The organism is Klebsiella sp. BIGb0399, from assembly GCF_003752615.1.
Classification (GTDB): domain Bacteria; phylum Pseudomonadota; class Gammaproteobacteria; order Enterobacterales; family Enterobacteriaceae; genus Klebsiella; species Klebsiella lignicola.
Window position 1 is genome coordinate 867,139 of sequence record NZ_RKHT01000005.1, and the last position, 16,875, is coordinate 884,013.

The window sequence follows — 16,875 nt, forward strand, 5'->3', positions numbered from 1 at the left end:
GATTACCCGGCTCAAAACTAAATCCTAGTAGACTTCCTGCGAAGGTCCAACGTATGCGGGTATTCGTCGCCAGGCTCTTCCGCAGGCGGAGCCATCGGGCGTGGAACCTGTTCGTGCTCATAGAATGTCCTGAGCGCGCTGAAGGCCGGCGGAGGGATCAACGCCCCCTGGGTGAAGCCATGATCCCAGAAGCGATTGACCCGCCGGGCCTCGGCTTCATTGCTGTTAACCGGCCGCGTGTCGTAATTACGCCCGCCAGGATGGCTGACGCGATAGCTACAGCCGCCAATGGAAAGCCCGTTCCAGGTATCGATCAAATCAAACACCAGCGGCGTATTGACCCCCAGCGTTGGATGCAGCGCCGACGGCGGCGCCCAGGCGCGATAACGAACCGCCCCCACCATCTCCCCTTGCCTGCCGGTCGCCCGCAGCGGCACGCGGCGGCCGTTGCACGCCAGCACGTAGCGACCTTCGGTCAACCCCGACAGGCGTACCTGAATGCGTTCGACGGAGGAATCCACGTAGCGCGAGGTTCCGGACAGCGTCACTTCTTCGCCCAGCACGTGCCACGGCTCGATGGCCCAGCGAAGCTCCAGCTCGATATCATCAATTTGCTGGCGCCCATAATGCGGGAAACGGAACTCTTCAAACGGCAACAGCCACGCCAGCCTGAACGGATAGCCATGCCGCTGCAGGTCATCCACCACCTCTTTGACGTCCTGCCAGACGTAATGCGGCAGCATAAACTTATCGTGCAGCTGGGTGCCCCACCGGACCAGCGGCTTGTGATACGGCTCGTTCCAGAAACGCGCTACCAGACAGCGGAGCAGCAGCAATTGCACCAGCGACATGCGGGCGTGCGGCGGCATTTCGAAGCCGCGGAACTCCAGCAGCCCCAGACGGCCGCTACTGCTGCCCGCGGCGTACAGTTTATCGATGCAAAACTCTGAGCGATGGGTGTTCCCGGTGACGTCCACCAGCAGGTTGCGCATCAGCCGGTCCACCAGCCATGGCGTATCAACCAGCCCTTCCGGCATATTCTGGAAGGCGATCTCCATTTCATAGAGCACTTCATCGCGCCCTTCGTCCGGACGCGGCGCCTGGCTGGTGGGGCCAATAAACATCCCGGAAAATAAGTACGACAGGCCGGGATGATGCTGCCAGTAGATCACCAGGCTGCGCAGTAGATCGGGACGCCGCAGCACCGGGCTGTCTGCCGGGGTCACGCCCCCCAGGGTCACGTGGTTACCGCCTCCGGTACCGGTGTGACGCCCATCCAGCATAAACTTCTCGGCCCCCAATCGGGTCTGGTGCGCCTGCTCGTACAGCGTTTCGATATGATGAACCAGCTCATCCCAGTGGCTTGCCGGGTGAATATTGACCTCGATAACCCCGGGATCGGGGGTTAACAGCAGCTTCTGCAAGCGCGGATCTTTCGGTGGCTCATAACCTTCAATCACCACCGGGAGTTGCAACGCGCTGGCCGTCGCCTCGACGGCGTGGATCAGGGCGACATAATTTTCCAGATGAGTGACCGGCGGCAGGAACAGATGGAGCTTGCCCTCGCGCGGTTCGAGGCACAGCGCGGTGCGGACTACGCTCTGGCTGCCGTTAGCCGTCGGTTTTTGTTGCTGTAGGGCCTGCCGGGCAACGGGGGTATCCGCCGCGTCCCCCAGCGCAAAGAGCGGCAGCGGCTCGCGCGGCTCGAAGGGATCGCGGTCGATAACCCGCTCATCTTCGGTGAGTGCCGGCAGTGAATTAAGCGGCAGACGGTAGCCCATGGCGCTGTCTCCGGGGATCAGCGTAATCAGCCCGCCGCGCATCGGCCAGGCGCTGCTCCGCCACTGCTGGCCCACAAACTCAACGGGCAGAATGTAGCCCGTCGCGCTTTCCATCCCGCGGCTCAGTAAACTGGCGAGCCGTCGCCGTTCAAGGTCATCATCAAGCTTCGCCTTCCTCGGGTCGGCCCCTTCCGGCAGCCCGCGTTCCAGCCACAGATAGTAGAGCGTATCTTCATACGCGGGTTGCAGATAGCCGTTATCGACGCCAAGCTGCCGACATAGCGCCTGACCAAAGCGCTGCGCATCAGCAATGTCGTGACCGTAATCTTGATCGACGCGGGCCAGCAGTTCCGGATCGTGCCACAGCGCCTCGCCGTCGGTGCGCCAGAAGCATCCCAGCGCCCAGCGCGGGACTTCCTCTCCCGGATACCACTTGCCCTGACCGTAGTGCAGCAGCCCCCCATGACTGAACTGCGCTTTTAGCCGCAGCAGCAGATCTTTGGCGAGACGTAATTTGTCCTTACCCAGCGCCTCGGTATTCCACTGTGCAGAATCCATATCGTCGATGGAGATAAATGTCGGCTCGCCCCCCATGGTCAGGCGCACATCGTTGGCCTGCAGCTCAACGTCAACGGCGCGTCCCAGCGCATTAATGTTCTGCCATTCATCTTCGCTGTAAGGCCGCGTGACTCGCGGATCTTCATGAATGCGCGTGACAATGTTGGTATAGCTGAATTCACATTCGCACGGGTCGGTTGCGCCGGTAATCGGGGCTGCAGACTGCGGGTCGGCCGTACAGGCTAAAGGAATATGCCCTTCGCCAGCGAACAGGCCGCTGGTCGGATCCAGCCCCACCCAGCCGGCGCCGGGAAGATAGACTTCACACCAGGCGTGCAGATCGGTGAAATCCTGTTCCGGGCCTGACGGACCGTCGAGCGCTTTGACATCGGCGGTCAGCTGCACCAGATAGCCGGAGGCAAAGCGCGCAGCCAGCCCCAGATGACGCAGTATCTGCACCAGCAGCCACGAGGTATCTCTGCACGAGCCTTTTTGCAACATCAGGGTTTCCTGACAGCTTTGCACCCCCGGCTCCAGGCGAATGCCATAGGCAATTTCGTTGGCCAGCCGGCTGTTGAGCTGTACCAGGAAGGTCACGATGGGCACCATTTCCTCGCAATCAACGCTGTCCAGCCACGCGTCCAGTTCAGGGCTCTGCTCGGTTATCTTCAGATACGGCGCGAGTTCTTCCTGCATCAAGGCATCATACGCAAAGGGAAAATGCTCGGCATACTCTTCAATAAAGAAGTCGAACGGGTTGATCACGGTCATGTCCGCGATCACCTCCACCGCAAACTCCAGCCGTTTCATCTTTTCAGGAAACACCAGCCGCGCCTGATAGTTACCGAACGGATCCTGCTGCCAGTTAATAAAGTGGTCTTCGGGCGTCACTTTCAGCGAGTAGCCATGAATATGGGTACGTGAATGGGGCGCTGGCCGCAGGCGCAAAATATGCGGCGCTACGTTGATCAAACGATCGAACTCGTACGTCGTAGTATGTTGAATCGCAACCCGGATGGTCATACGGCATCCCCTTGCAGGAAATGAAACCAGTTATCGGTAATCAGGTGATGAAGCGCGATCAGGCTAAGCTGAACCTCATTGAGATACAGGCTGAATTCGCGGTTCAGATCGTGTGAATTATCGACGCCCCGGGTTGCAAGCAGAAGACTGTCGATGTGATCGGAAACGGCCGACGCCCGCGGCAGTTCAGCGGCGGCCAGCTTGATTTGCTGCAGGCAATAGCGCTGCGAACGGGGGAAATGCCCATCGGTGAGCAGCAGCGTCACCACCAGCGAGCCTTTAATCGAACAGCGCATCACCCGGCGAAAGCTGAGATAGGCGCTTTGCGATTTGAGCACCTTAGACCACACCACCTGGCCTAGCTTGATGCTCTCTTCTTCACGCGCCTGCATCATCAGCGAGTTCGCGGCGTCCAGAATGCGGGTGTTCATATCGGCGCGCTCCAGATAGCGCCCCATATTGAGAAAATGCCAGCCGGCATCGCGGCTCATCGACCCGGTCAGCAGACCGATAATTTTCTGGCAGCCTTCAATTACGGTATTGAGATAGGTATGCCGTTCAGAGCGGTTGATCCCCAGGCGGATATTCTGTCTGGCGTAGAGATCCAGTTCATTAATCAGCTCCCACATTTCGCCCGGCACCACATCGCGGCTGGTCCGGATATTTTCACGCACCATTTTTAATGACGACAGCAGCGAGTCGGGGTTGCTCTCGTCGGCCAGCAGAAACTTCAGCACATTGCGCTCGTCTTTAATCTTATAGCGCTGGCTGAACAAGGCGACGCCGCTGTTAATTTCGATCAGGTTATACCAGGAAACGGCGATATCGCGTGGCAGATCGTAAAGCAGGTCGTCATACACGCTGACTAACCGTGCGATATTCTCCACACGTTCCAGATAACGCGCGCTCCAGTACAGGCGCGCCGCAACTCTTGATAGCATGTTCATTTGCGTTTGCTCTCCACGATCCAGGTATCCTTGCTGCCGCCGCCCTGCGATGAGTTCACCACCAACGAGCCTTTTTTCATCGCCACCCGCGTCAGGCCGCCGGTCGTCACGTAGGTCTCTTTGCTTTGCAAAATAAACGGGCGTAAATCAAGGTGGCGCGGCTCGAGATAATCTTTGGCAATGAGCGCCGGTGCGGTGGAGAGCTTCAGCGTCGGCTGAGCAATATAATTTCGCGGATTTTGCTGGATCAGTTCGGCAAACATCTGCTGCTCTTTTTTGGTCGAGTGCGGCCCGACCAGCATGCCGTAACCGCCGGATTCGTTGGCCGGTTTGACCACCAGCTTATCCAGATTCTGCAGAACGTACTCGCGGTGGTCATCATTCTGGCAGAGGAAGGTTTCGACATTCGGGAGAATCGGCTCTTCGTCGAGATAGTAACGGATCAGGGCCGGGACATACGCATAGACCACCTTGTCATCCGCCACCCCGGCGCCAGGCGCGTTAGCCAGCGCCACGTTTCCGGCTTTCCAGGCCCGCATCAGGCCAGGCACGCCCAGTACCGACTCAGGATAGAAGACTTCCGGGTCGAGGAACATATCGTCAATGCGCCGGTAAATAACGTCCACCCGCTCTGGACCGTAGATCGTTTTGGTGTAGACGCAGTCGTCGTCGCCGACAAACAGATCGGCGCCCTCTACAAGTTCAACCCCCATTTGCTGGGCCAGGAAGGCATGCTCGAAGTAGGCGGAATTATAAATCCCCGGCGTCAGCACCACGATTTCCGGGCGTTCAATCTGCCGCGGCGACAGGGCCGTCAGGGTTTCCAGCAGCTGCGCCGGATAGGCGTCAATCGGTTTGATATCGTCACTTTCAAACAGTTCCGGCAGGACGCGCTTGGTAATGGCGCGGTTTTCCAGCATATAGGAGACGCCGGAGGGAACCCGCAGGTTATCTTCCAGGACGTAGAACTGCCCGGTTTCATCCCGAACTAAATCGGTGCCGCAAATATGCGCCCATACGCCATACGGCGGCGACATGCCGACACACTCGGGACGGAAATTTTTCGATTCCTTAATGATATATTCGGGAATGATGCCGTCTTTGATACACAGTTGTTCGTTGTAGAGGTCATTGATAAAGCGGTTCAGGGCGGTAAGACGCTGCTTGAGGCCGGTTTCGGCTATCGCCCAGTCTTTGGCATCAATGGTGCGGGGAATAATATCGAATGGCCAGATCCTGTCGATATTGCCTTTATCGGTATACACCGTGAAACTGATGCCCATTTCCTGAATTGTCGCCTCCGCCGTCAGACGACGCTTTTCCAGTTCGTCCGGCGGCAGTGAATCAAGGCATTGGATCAATCGCTGTGCGGAAAGGCGGGGATTCCCCTCATGGTCGATCAGCTCGTCGAAATAGACATCGGCTTCGTAGTTTTTTATGAGTTTATGCATCAGCATTGTTCCTTGTTAAATAGCCGATCGTGGCAATAGTTACTTCACCTACACGAAACCCGCCCCCTTTCATTTACCCGAAATAGTGAATACCGTTATCGTTACGCTTACAAAGATAAGCATAAAGCATGCCATTGATTATCATGTTTACTATCAATGACATAAAAACATCGCTGTCGTCTTGTTCACGGACGAACTGCATCATCATGATGCAGGGAAATTTCAGTGGGGCACCAAAATAAGACAGTGCTGTGGGTTCTGACGGATGGCCTGAATTTTCCGTTGCGGAGAATATTAATTGGCAGTAAAAGCAGCCCGAATAAGCGTAAACTGGCGGGACCTTAAACGGATGTAACCCAGGAAGAAACGCCTGGACAGGGAGCGGTGATATGGTGAACAAAGTCTTACTGCTGGCAATTCTGGTCAGTCTGGCAACGGGATGCGCGCCGTTGCAGCCTTCCGGGTGCCATAAAACCACAGCAACAGGGAGTTGCGGTTCAGGACGCTGGGAAGATCAAGACGAATGGGGAGCCCAGGCGCGAGCCATCAAAGCAGCTATCGATGCTCAGGTGGAAGACCCGCAACGCTGGGAAGGGAAAAAGTGCCGGTTGCATCTTGAATTTGCTAAAGATGGTACGGTTTTGAACATCTCAACCAGCAAGGGTAATAAAGCCTATTGTGAAGCGCTAAGATCTGCAGCCCGCAAAGCCACGTTCCCGGGCTTCACCAATCCAGAGGTCTATCGCGATTTTCAAAAGTCGGGGTTTGATATGCGTGGATAACCCAGCTCCGGGCATGGCCAGAGCTGAATTAATATGGGGTTGATCTGCAAACTTACTGAGGGCGCAATTCGCCGTACTTGTAGGCCGCCGTGGCGCCACCGTCTATCAGCAGATCGCTGCCGGTGACGTAGGTACCGGCAATGCCAATTATCACCACCTGATGCGCTTCCGCCCTCGCTACATCAAGATAGATAAGCTGTTTACCGCCGATATCGAAAACGATACGGCAAAAGCTGCGATTGTGCGCAACATCATCGCTATCGCCAGAGAAATGCAGTGCATGACCATCGCCGAAGGGGTCGAAACCGCAAGCCAGATGGCAACGCTGGCGGCACTGGGGGTGTCGCATTTTCAGGGCTATTTCTTTGCCAGGCCCGTTGACGCGGCAGCGTTTTTCCGCGACCGCTGTGGCGGGTTCGGCCATCGACTCGAAATATAATCCTATGATATATATCGCCATGTTAATTCTGCGACCGACGGCATTTTTGTGACTCACCTGCTGGACATGGCCCTACATCCTTAACCGCGCCAGCCGCCGTCGGCAATACCCACAACAATAAGGTTGCTACGATGATGACACAAAGGGAACGGCTCGCTGGTGGATATTTATATACCGATATGGGGGAAGGCATGCCAGAGGAGCGCCTGCGCGGAAAGACGCTGACCTTTGAATTTAACCACACCTCGCCGGCGGAACCGGAAAAACGCGTGGCGCTGATCCGCCAGTTAATGGGCAGCGTCGGTAAAAACGTGTGGATTGAACCTCCGCTGCATGTCGCCTACGGCAGTCAGATCACCCTCGGTGACAACTTCTATGCCAATTTCAATCTTGTCGTGGTTGACGACGGTAAAGTAGTTATCGGCAATAACGTCATGATTGCCCCGAACGTCACCATCTCAACCACCGGCCATCCGGTCGATCCGACCGTGCGCATCACCGGCCAGCAGTTTTCGCAGACCGTCACGCTGGAAGACAACGTCTGGATCGGCAGCGGCGCGGTCATTAATCCCGGGGTGACCATCGGTCGCAACAGCGTCATCGGCGCCGGCAGCGTGGTGACCAAAGATATCCCGGCTGACGTGGTGGCCGCAGGCGTGCCCTGCCGGGTACTGCGGCCGATCGGCGAACAGGACCGGCAGAACGCGCTGGCGGGCCTGCCGCAACCGGCGGTGACGACGGAGTAAGTAAGGGATCCAGCGCCGGACGCATCTGCCCGGCGCTGAACAAGACGAGAGCTATCGGGACGCGGTGGCGCTATGCTGGCGGATAAACCGCGCGCGCCAGGGTTTCAGCACCATAATCGCCAGCGCGGCGGTGATGAAATCCAGCCCGATGGCGCAGCTGAAGACTACGTGCCAGCCGTGAGTATGCTGATACAGCAGCGCCGCCAGCGGGCCGCCGAAAATCGAGCCGATACCCTGCGAGATATACAGCCAGCCATAGTTTGAACTCGCGTACTCGCTGCCAAAGGTATCGGTCAGCGTCGAGGGGAAGAGTGAGAAAATTTCTCCCCAACCGAAGAACACCACCCCGGACAGCAGCACGAACAGCAGCGGATCTTCCCGGCACGCCAGCCACAAGCTCATCGCCACCCCTTCGAGGGCGAAGGCGATAAACATCGTGTTTTCCCGGCCATAGCGATCGGAGATAAAACCAAACAGCGGGCGCGTCAGACCATTGGTAAAACGGTCGATGGTCAGCGCCAGCGGAAGTGCCGCCATGCCGAAGACCACCGCTTTACTGATGCCAAAATCTTCCGCGAAGACCGCCATTTGCGAAGTCACCATTAACCCCGAGGTCGACATCATCGCCATCATGGCAAACATCAGCCAGAACAGCGGCTGGCGCAGCATTTCGCGAGAGGTAAACTGACGGGTATTCTGCGCGACGGTCTGGCTGACCGGCATCGCTTCGCGCTCGGGCGGTAGCTTCAGTCCCTGGCTGGCGATCAAACCCACCGCGGCGAAAATCAGCCCGAACACCGTCATGGTCTGTTCAAGCCCGTAGCTGCCCAGCGAGACGGAGATCGGGAAGGTGGTCATGATCGCCCCCATGCCATACCCCGCTGCGACGGCGCCGGCGGCAAACCCGCGATTGCGCGGAAACCAGCGCACCATTAAACCGACCACGCCAATATAGACAATCCCGGTACCGAGCCCGCCGATGCAACCGTAGACCAGGTACAGCGCCGCCAGGCCGCTGACATGGGCGGAGAGTACCCAGCTCAGTCCGGCCATCACCGTGCCGATGGAGATAAGCAGACGGGGGCCGAATCGCTCAACCAGTCGCCCCTGGAAGGGTGAGAAAAAGGTCTGCAGGATAATCAGCAGCGAAAAGGTGACCTGTAATTCCGCCAGCCCGACGCCCAGTTTCTCGGTCAACGGGCGGGTCAGCAATGTCCAGACATATTGTGGACTGGAAATCGATGCCATACAGATCAGGCCCAGCGTGAGTTGTGTCCATTTGCCAAATTTGGCTACAGCCAAAGATTCTCTAAGAACGGTCATAAGCAAGCTCCAACAATCCGTTAGCAACGTATAAAAACCCCAGCCGCGGCGCACTCCTGCATCCAGTGTTTGAATTCCTCGAAAACACGGCCTATCCCGGTTCACAGCAATACTTACACTGCTAAGCATTAAGCGTGCCACGTTGAACAGTGGATGTTTATCAATGGGTTAGATTGAATTTCGGCGTGCTGGAGGTCAAAACGGCTGGTGTTGCACCGACGAAGTGCGGCCGGTTGTTCCTGCAACGTGCAGCGCCGTGGCGGTTGCCCAACGAAAAATGCGCCCGCAGGCGCATGAGTAAAGGAGTAAAGGAAGAAGGCGTCGCGCTAGCGGCTGGCGATGGTCGAGGTCACCCGGACGCTGGCGAAAACCATCACCATGGCGCTGATCAGCAGCAGCCCGCTGCCGGCAAAGACCCCGCTGGCGCCGGTGAGGTCGAACACCGCCCCGCCACCGGCCGCACCGGCGCTGATTGCCAGCTGAATTGACGCCACCAGTAAGCCCCCCGCGCTTTCCGCCTCGTCCGGTACCGTGGTCGCCAGCCAGGTGGACCAGCCGACCGGCACCAGGCCGAAGGCAAAGCCCCACAGGGCGACCAGCAGTCCGTCCACCATCGCGATATGCCCGAAGGTGACCATCATCAGTGCCAGCAGACCCATCACGAGCGGCACCAGCGCCAGCGTCAGGCGCAGGCTGCGGCTCAGCAGATGCCCGGCGATAGAGGTCCCGACGAAGTTCGCCACCCCAAAGCCCAGCAGGATCAACGACACCCCTTCCACGCTGGCCTGAGCCACGGTTTCAAGGAACGGACGCAGGTAGGTGAAAAAGGCAAAGTGCCCGCTGAAGATTAAAATGGTCGCCAACAGCCCGCCCACCATGCCGGGACGACGCAGGACCTTAAGCAGCGTGGCAAAGCTACCGGTGCTTTCCGGGCGCATCGATGGCAGAACCCACAGCTGCCACAGCAGCGCCACCAGGCTCGGCACCGTGCACAGGATAAACACGTTGCGCCAGCCAATCAGCCCGCCTAAATAGCTGCCCAGCGGCGCGGCCACCACGGTCGCAATCGACACGGCGGAGAAGATCACCGCCAGCGCTTTTGGCACGAAGGCCGCCGGCACCAGGCGCATCGCCGTGGCGGTGGACATTGACCAGAATCCGCCGATGGCCACCCCGAGCAGCAGGCGTCCCAGCAACAGAAACTCCAGCGAGCTGGCGAAAGCCACCATCAGGCTGGAGACGATCTGCAACAGCGAAAAGAACATCAGCACCCAGCGGCGGTCGATATTTTTAGTCGCCGGGGTGATCAGCAGCCCGGTCACCAGCGCCACCAGGGCCGTGGCGGTAACCGCCTGCCCCGCCATCCCTTCACTCACCCGCAGGCTGGCGGCCATCGGGGTTAACAAACTGGCGGGAAGAAACTCTGCAACGATCAGGCCGAAAACGCCCAATGCCAGAGCATAGACGGCGCGCCACGCGGGTTTGGCCGTAGCCATCTCCGCTTCGGCAGTTATGCAGGAACTCATATACATCTCTCCAGAATAATTAACATTGCGACAAGCGTAGGGGTTTCCGTTCGGACGATCTATGATGCATACTCTGCAATTATTGATAATTCGTCCGGGATTGTTTTGATGACACGCCAGCCTATCGATCTCACCAGTGAACTCCTGCGCGGCATGCGCCTCTCCGGCGTCCATTACCGCCGCATCGAACTTGGTTCTCCGTTCGGCGTCGCGTTTAACGCGGTCCCCGGCAGAGCCCAGTTCCACTTTGTCAGCCGTGGCCCGGTGCAGCTGCAGATGGCCAGCGGCCAGCAGCTAACGCTGGAGAGCGGCGACGCGCTGTTTATTCCCAACGGCGAGAGCCATACCTTTATGTCCGATGCGCAAGCGCCGGTGATTGACGTGATGCAGCTCGCCAGCGAGACGGTGTGCAACACCGTCTGCTGCGTGAAAGGCGATAGCGCCTGCAAAACGGCGGACAACACGGTTATCTTCAGCGGATGTATGGATTTTGAACTGGGGGGAATGCAGCCGCTGGTCAAGGCGATGCCGGAAGTGATGCTGGTCAGCCGGCTGTTGAAAACCTGGCCTGAAATTCACCCGCTGCTGCTGGCGATGGAGAGAGAGTCACTCACCCGTCAGGCGGGCTATGCCGGGATTCTGGCGCGTCTGGCCGATGTGGTGGCGGCACTGATCGTCCGCGGTTGGGTTGAATGCGGCTGCGGCAACGCCACCGGCTGGGTGCAGGTGCTGCGCGATCCCCGCCTGGCCAGGGCAATCTACGCCATGCATCAGCAGCCCGGCGTCAACTGGAAGGTTGAAGCCCTTGCCCGCGAAGCCGGAACCTCGCGATCCGTTTTCGCCGAACGCTTCCTCGCCGCCACCGGCACCACCCCGGCGCGCTATCTGACGGAGCTGCGGATGCGGCTGGCGGTGCAGTATATTTCCCAGGAGGGCCAGGCGCTGGAGAAAGTGGCCTTCAGGCTGGGTTACAGCTCGCTGGCGGCCTTCAGCCGCGCCTTTAAGCGCATTACCGGTAAAGCCCCGGGCGCGCTGCGCGGCGAAACGGCACAGTAAGCGCGCCCCGCTTTTATTTCTTATTCTGCCAGTTGGCCCACGGATTATCGGCCGGCGGCGTGGCGGGCTCAGACGCTGGCTCATCCAGCGAATCAATATAGAGTTCCTCAACCTCTTTGCGCGCCCATGGTGTACGGCGCAAAAACTTCAGGCTCGATTTGATGCTCGGGTCGCTCTTAAAACAGTTGATGTTGATCCGTTTTGCCAGCTCGGCCCAGCCGTATTTTGCCACCAGGGCATTCAGCAGGGCCTCAAGGGTGACGCCGTGAAGAGGATCTTTCGAAGGCTGCATTGCGATGTGTGTTCCTGATACCGTGGAAATGCCGCACACCATACTGGCTACGCCCGCCCGGTGCAAGGGAGGGCATCGCTTTTGCCTGCGATTAAACCCATTCCGCTACCCGCGTTCCACTTTAGCAATCTTCGCCGGCAGTCCCTGGCGCACGGAAGCGCCCGTGACCCAGTCCAGCCACGGCCCAGGCACTTTCCGGGTGGGGTCGGCAAAACCAAGATCATTGAGATTGACGCCTGAGGCAATATGGTTTTTTTGCGCCATGGGCACACCGTCCAGCCAGTGCTGTCGCGCCCCCATCTCCTTATGCCCGTACCCGTGCTCCATGGCGATCACCCCCGGCATTACCCCGGAGAGCACGCTGACCTGTACCTCAACGCTGCCGCCGGGCGTGCTGATACGCGCGATATCCCCATGCTGCAGACCATAACGCTTACCGTCGTCAGGATGGATTGCCACCAGCCCGCTTGGTTTCACGTGGTGCAGGCGTTCAATCACGGTGGACGAGCTGCTCATGACATTCGATTTAAACGACATCAGTTTCAGCGGCCATTGCGATAGCGGGTAGACCGCCTCCAACGCCTGGCCATCCGCCAGGCGGGCCGGATACCAGGTCGGACAGCCGCTGTAGCGCTCGCCGGTCATCGCATGGCGGTATCCCGCCACCTGCGGATTCCAGATTTGCAGTGGCTTTTGCCACTCCACTCCGACCGTATCGCCGCGACGACCCGAGGCCTGCGGCGCAAAGCGGCCACCCCGGCTGTAGAGAAACGCCACAGGCAAGGCCTCATCGGGTTTTAAGGTACTGCGGATGTCCGGATAAATACGTTCAACCCCCGACAGCGCGATATCCTGGGCTTCGGCAGGCGGCAGCGGTTTTTGCCCGGCAAAGGCGATATTGGCGGCCACCCGCAGGTAGTAATCTTCGGCGCGGTGTAGCCCCTGCATTACGCCCTGGGCATCGGGTATTGCCTGGTCGCCGAAGCCGGGGAGCCCCATGCGTTTAGCCACCGCAATGCAGAAGGCTTCCATCGAGACCGGTTCTCCCTGCGCCGTTTTCGCCGTGGCTGGCGACACCACCGGCCAACGGGCGGTTGAGGTTTTAGTGGCTACGCCGCCCCAGGGAGCGCTGAATCCCCAGCTCTCGAAATTATGCGTATCCGGAACGATGTAATCGGCAAATGCCGTCGTCTCGTTCATAAAGGCATCGATGGCGATAAACAGCGGCAGATGCTGCGGATCGCGCAGTCGTTGCTCGATCACGCTCCGCAGTCCCGGTACGCCGTACAGCGGGTTTGCCATATTGGAGATCCACGCCTTGAGCGGATACGGATAGCCCGCCAGCGCCGAAGGTAAGATCTCGGTCAGCTGCCCGGCGGCAAAGGGATACCACGGCGCTTTCGCCGGCCACGGTGAATGCTGTCCGGCGATCTTCTCGCGATACTCATCCGACTGCGCATAGTCGGCTTTGCTGCGGGCGATATTGAGGCCTTTTGGCGCCACTTTACCGGGGAACTGCGCAAGGTCGTAGCGCGGCCCGCTGGCCTCGCCGTTAAATTTCCCGCCGCCGACAAACACCCCGCCGCTGAGGCTCATATTGCCCAGCAACACGTTCAGCATCATCACCGACCAGGCGTTATAAAAGCCGTTGCCGGACATCATGCCGCCGTGCGTCACCACCGCGGCTTTACGCCCGTGACGGGTAAAGGCCTTCGCCAGCGCGATAATCTGTTTTTCCGCCACCCCGCACAGCTGACTGTATTCGGCGAGGGTGAAGCGATCGGCGGACGCTTTCAGGCACTGAAAGCTGCTTTTTACCGCCACCTGTGAGCCGTCGTGTAAAGTCACGGTTCGATCAACCAGCAGTTCACCGCGATCGCACTGGCTCACCGGAACCACCTCGCCCTGCGGGTTAACCACCACAGGCTCATCGTTCTCGCGGGTTTCACCGCTCAGCGCCGATGCGCTCATGTGCTGCCCTGCCAGCGGATGCTGTGCGTCGGCGATCACCAACCAGCTGGCATTGGTCCAGCTTTTCTCCCCGGCACGCTGCATCGCATCACGACCGGTCAGAGCCAGATACTCAGCCATATAGCGCTGGTTATCGATAATCCAGCGGATCATCGCCATCGCGAGGGCCGAATCGGTGCCCGGCAGCACCGGTAGCCAGTGACCATGGTCGTCGGCGAGTACCGTGGTTAACGGTAATGCCGGGGCCACCACCACATAATTGAAGTCGCGACGCACGCGGGCGCTGGCCAGCTGGCGGGCCTGGCGTTTAAAGGGGTTGCCCGACTGCGCCGGCGAAGTTCCCATAAACAACGCGAACTCCACCTGATCCCAGTCCGGTTTAACATGAGGATTCTTATCGAGATCGCCCAGCAGCGCTCCGGAACCGGCGCGATACGCCAGCCCGCAGTATGCGCCGTGGGCGCCAAAATTCTTGCTGCCGAAGCTGTGCTGGGCGAAACGGCGGAAAAAGCCGTCCCGACCTTCATCGCTGGTATTGGTGGCCAGCAGCTGATTGGCTTTCGGGCCATAGGCCGGGTGACGCGGATCGACCGGGGTGGTCAGGTCACGAATGGCCCTCAGCCCCTCAACATGGCCTTCACCAAACAGATTGCCGCCTTCCACCACCTCTTCAATCAGTTGTTCAAAACTGATGTGCTGCCATTTCCCTTCCCCACGCTTGCCGGCCCGCTTCATCGGCGTGAGCAGGCGCAGCGGGCTGGTGAGACTTTCCAGCAACGTGGCGCCCCGTGCGCAGGCGGTGGATCGCGACGCCAGCCCGCTTTCACCGGCCAGTTTGTTCATCGCCTCGGCGAAAGGCATCATGCTGTCGAACGGTTGCTCATGGGACAGCGGATGCCAGGGATTGCCGGCGATCCGCAATACCGTATTCGTCTGTTTGTCCACCCGCGCGCGGATCCCGCACAACGTCCAGCAGCCAAAACATTGGGTCATGGAAACCGCCTGTCCGGAGTTACCCTGCCAGCCATTCTGCGCCGCACCTTCCGGAACCAGGGCGTTGCCGTAAATATGATCGCGCGTCACCTTGCCTGAGGTCCCGTTAACCAGACCCTCGACCGCCCGTTTCGCGACATCGCGATAGCTCAGGCCAAACGCCGCAAAGCCACCGGCGGCGACACCTATTTTCAACCATTGACGACGAGTTAACTTAGCCATGCTGGACTCTCCTTGAAAACCAATTCACGCACTCCCCAATCACGATCATCAGCGCCAGCCACAGGCCGAATGTCCCGACAATGGCCAGCAGGCCATCGGTCCCCATCGGCAGCTGGTAGTCATTACTGAGGGCGTTGTATTTCGGTATCACCTGCCCGCCGATCAGCCATGTCCAGCGCAGGAGCCAGCACAGCCCGGCCACGATAACCACGTTGATCAGTAGCAGGACACGCGGCGGTACGCGGCAACAGCTGTACAACGCGATCGCCATCGCCGCGGCCCATAGCAGGATGCCGGCGATCAGATCGCTGCGAATTGTGCTGGCGAGGTGCCACTGTTGACGCAGTGCGGCGCCGGATAGCGTTTCGCCGTGGTACCACGCCAGCAGGCATCCGCCCAGCAGTGCGAGCATCGCCAGTTGCCCTTGTGCCAGCGGACGCATCAAGCCGCTGTGCCGCCGATAAATCAGCGCCAGCATCGCCAGCAGCGCGCACATGGCGCTGATAAACATCACCAGCGGAAACCAGTAGCTGAACCACAGCGGTCTGGCGCGCACCACCGAGACTTCCCGCCCGGTATACAGCAGCAAGCCGATGGCGGCGATGGCGCTGGCCACAGCAATCCAGCGCCGCCACGGCGTCTCGCGCCCGGTCAGTTTGCGCAGGTGAAAAAGAACAAACCACGCCCCGACCAACAGGGTGAACAACGGCAGCAACAGCGCTCCCCACGGCATCCACGACCACGGCGTTGGCCAGGCATAAAAATGCCAGAACCGCGCGGCCTGATGCAGGTCGGCGGTCAGCGCCAGCGGCGCGGTGATGCCGCAGGTCAACGCCAGGAATAAGCAGGTGCCTTCGATTCGCTCGCGCCAGGCGGGCTGCACCCAGCGCACCCCGCAGGCCACCAGTACCGCGCAGGTCGATACGCCAATAAAAAAGAAGTACTGCACGGCCCAGGGTAGCCAGGTGACCGGCTGCGGCTGCGCGACAATTTCAGAGATGTTCATGTTCGACCTCCTGCCACAGTGCGGGCTGAGCGCGGCCCTGAAGCGGTGAGACAAACGCCTCGTCGAGCCCCAGGTAAAAGACGTGAGGCGCGGTGCCGTTCTCCGGCTTAAGCACTTTGATCTCATCCCAGTGCGCCGCCAGCAGCGTGCTGATCGTACTGTCGGGATCTTTTAAATCACCGATGATTCTGGCCCCGCCCACGCAGGATTCGACACAGGCAGGCAGCAGCCCCGCTTCAAGCCGGTGGGCGCAGAACGTGCATTTGTCCGCCGTCTGGGTGGCATGGTTAATGAAACGGGCATCGTACGGGCAGGCCTGCACGCAGTAGGCGCAGCCGACGCAGCGGGTGTTGTCGATCACCACGATGCCGTCTTTTCGTTGAAAGGTGGCCTGTACCGGACAGACCGGCACGCACGGCGGATTATCGCAATGGTTACACAGCCGGGGCAGCAAGACGTTGGTCACCTCATCGCGATGCTCCAGCATCACCTGGTACTGATTGACGGTGGTGCGAAACGCCCCCTGCGGGGTCTGGTTTTCGATGGTGCAACTCACCGTGCACGACTGGCAACCGATGCAGCGACGCAGGTCGATCAGCATCGCGTAACGGTGCGCCTCTGAGCCGCCATGGCGTTGCGGCTGGAAGGTGGTGCCCGCTTGCGCCAACGGCACCAGAGAGGCGCCGGCGGTGACCACGCCCAGTGTCTTCAAAAAATGTCGCTTACTGATGTCCATGTTGTTCTCCACCCAGTGCGCGG

General features: G+C 59.4%; 13 protein-coding genes. 4 read left to right on the plus strand and 9 right to left on the minus strand.

Annotation, left to right across the window (positions count from 1 at the left end):
• Positions 1 to 17: 17 nt before the first annotated feature.
• From EDF82_RS04395 to EDF82_RS04405, 3 genes are read right to left on the minus strand one after another with little or no spacing between them, the layout of a single operon-like run.
• Positions 18 to 3,362 (minus strand): DUF2126 domain-containing protein, encoded by a 3,345-nt coding sequence (locus EDF82_RS04395; RefSeq protein ID WP_123754374.1) that lies wholly within the window; start codon positions 3,360 to 3,362, stop codon positions 18 to 20.
• Positions 3,359 to 4,309, minus strand: coding sequence for an alpha-E domain-containing protein (locus tag EDF82_RS04400; RefSeq protein ID WP_199733665.1), 951 nt, complete (start codon positions 4,307 to 4,309; stop codon positions 3,359 to 3,361). Before EDF82_RS04400 ends, EDF82_RS04395 begins: the two co-directional genes overlap by 4 nt.
• Entirely contained in the window at positions 4,306 to 5,760 is a 1,455-nt protein-coding gene (locus tag EDF82_RS04405; protein WP_123755481.1) for a circularly permuted type 2 ATP-grasp protein, read from the minus strand. Before EDF82_RS04405 ends, EDF82_RS04400 begins: the two co-directional genes overlap by 4 nt.
• A gap of 389 nt (positions 5,761 to 6,149) precedes the next feature.
• Between EDF82_RS04405 and EDF82_RS04410 the strand changes: the two genes are divergently transcribed.
• The 3 genes from EDF82_RS04410 to EDF82_RS04420 all read left to right on the plus strand — a co-directional run bounded on the left by EDF82_RS04410 (position 6,150) and on the right by EDF82_RS04420 (position 7,727).
• On the plus strand, positions 6,150 to 6,542 hold the full coding sequence (locus EDF82_RS04410) for a cell envelope integrity TolA C-terminal domain-containing protein (RefSeq protein ID WP_123754375.1): 393 nt from the start codon (positions 6,150 to 6,152) through the stop codon (positions 6,540 to 6,542).
• Positions 6,543 to 6,702: 160 nt separating this feature from the next.
• Entirely contained in the window at positions 6,703 to 6,981 is a 279-nt protein-coding gene (locus tag EDF82_RS04415; RefSeq protein ID WP_255417646.1) for an EAL domain-containing protein, read from the plus strand.
• 131 nt (positions 6,982 to 7,112) lie between these two features.
• Positions 7,113 to 7,727: a maltose acetyltransferase domain-containing protein gene (locus EDF82_RS04420; protein ID WP_187042704.1), complete on the plus strand. Its 615-nt coding sequence runs from the start codon at positions 7,113 to 7,115 to the stop codon at positions 7,725 to 7,727.
• A 51-nt stretch (positions 7,728 to 7,778) separates the two neighbouring features.
• Here the strand turns inward: EDF82_RS04420 and oxlT are convergent, their stop codons facing one another.
• Both oxlT and EDF82_RS04430 read right to left on the minus strand, forming a co-directional pair.
• The gene (gene oxlT / locus EDF82_RS04425; RefSeq protein ID WP_123754377.1) at positions 7,779 to 9,050 is read right to left on the minus strand and encodes an oxalate/formate MFS antiporter; all 1,272 of its coding nucleotides are present in this window, start codon (positions 9,048 to 9,050) and stop codon (positions 7,779 to 7,781) included.
• A 326-nt stretch (positions 9,051 to 9,376) separates the two neighbouring features.
• The gene (locus tag EDF82_RS04430) at positions 9,377 to 10,576 is read right to left on the minus strand and encodes an MFS transporter (protein ID WP_123754378.1); all 1,200 of its coding nucleotides are present in this window, start codon (positions 10,574 to 10,576) and stop codon (positions 9,377 to 9,379) included.
• Positions 10,577 to 10,684: 108 nt separating this feature from the next.
• Here EDF82_RS04430 and EDF82_RS04435 point away from each other — a divergent pair, with 108 nt between their 5' ends.
• Positions 10,685 to 11,632 carry an AraC family transcriptional regulator gene (locus EDF82_RS04435; protein ID WP_123754379.1) on the plus strand — a complete coding sequence of 316 codons (948 nt, stop codon included), beginning with the start codon at positions 10,685 to 10,687 and terminating at the stop codon, positions 11,630 to 11,632.
• Positions 11,633 to 11,645: 13 nt separating this feature from the next.
• On the opposite strand, the gene EDF82_RS04440 is transcribed toward EDF82_RS04435, so the two are convergent.
• The 4 genes from EDF82_RS04440 to ttrB all read right to left on the minus strand — a co-directional run bounded on the left by EDF82_RS04440 (position 11,646) and on the right by ttrB (position 16,852).
• Positions 11,646 to 11,924 carry a VF530 family DNA-binding protein gene (locus EDF82_RS04440; RefSeq protein WP_123754380.1) on the minus strand — a complete coding sequence of 93 codons (279 nt, stop codon included), beginning with the start codon at positions 11,922 to 11,924 and terminating at the stop codon, positions 11,646 to 11,648.
• Positions 11,925 to 12,029: 105 nt separating this feature from the next.
• Positions 12,030 to 15,110: a tetrathionate reductase subunit TtrA gene (ttrA, locus tag EDF82_RS04445; RefSeq protein WP_123754381.1), complete on the minus strand. Its 3,081-nt coding sequence runs from the start codon at positions 15,108 to 15,110 to the stop codon at positions 12,030 to 12,032.
• Positions 15,103 to 16,116, minus strand: a complete 1,014-nt coding sequence (ttrC, locus tag EDF82_RS04450) for a tetrathionate reductase subunit TtrC (RefSeq protein ID WP_123754382.1) — start codon at positions 16,114 to 16,116, stop codon at positions 15,103 to 15,105. The genes ttrA and ttrC overlap by 8 nt, the downstream gene beginning before the upstream one ends.
• A complete protein-coding gene (ttrB, locus tag EDF82_RS04455; RefSeq protein WP_123754383.1) occupies positions 16,103 to 16,852 on the minus strand; it encodes a tetrathionate reductase subunit TtrB in 750 nt (249 codons plus the stop codon). Before ttrB ends, ttrC begins: the two co-directional genes overlap by 14 nt.
• Between the last annotated feature and the right edge of the window lie 23 nt (positions 16,853 to 16,875).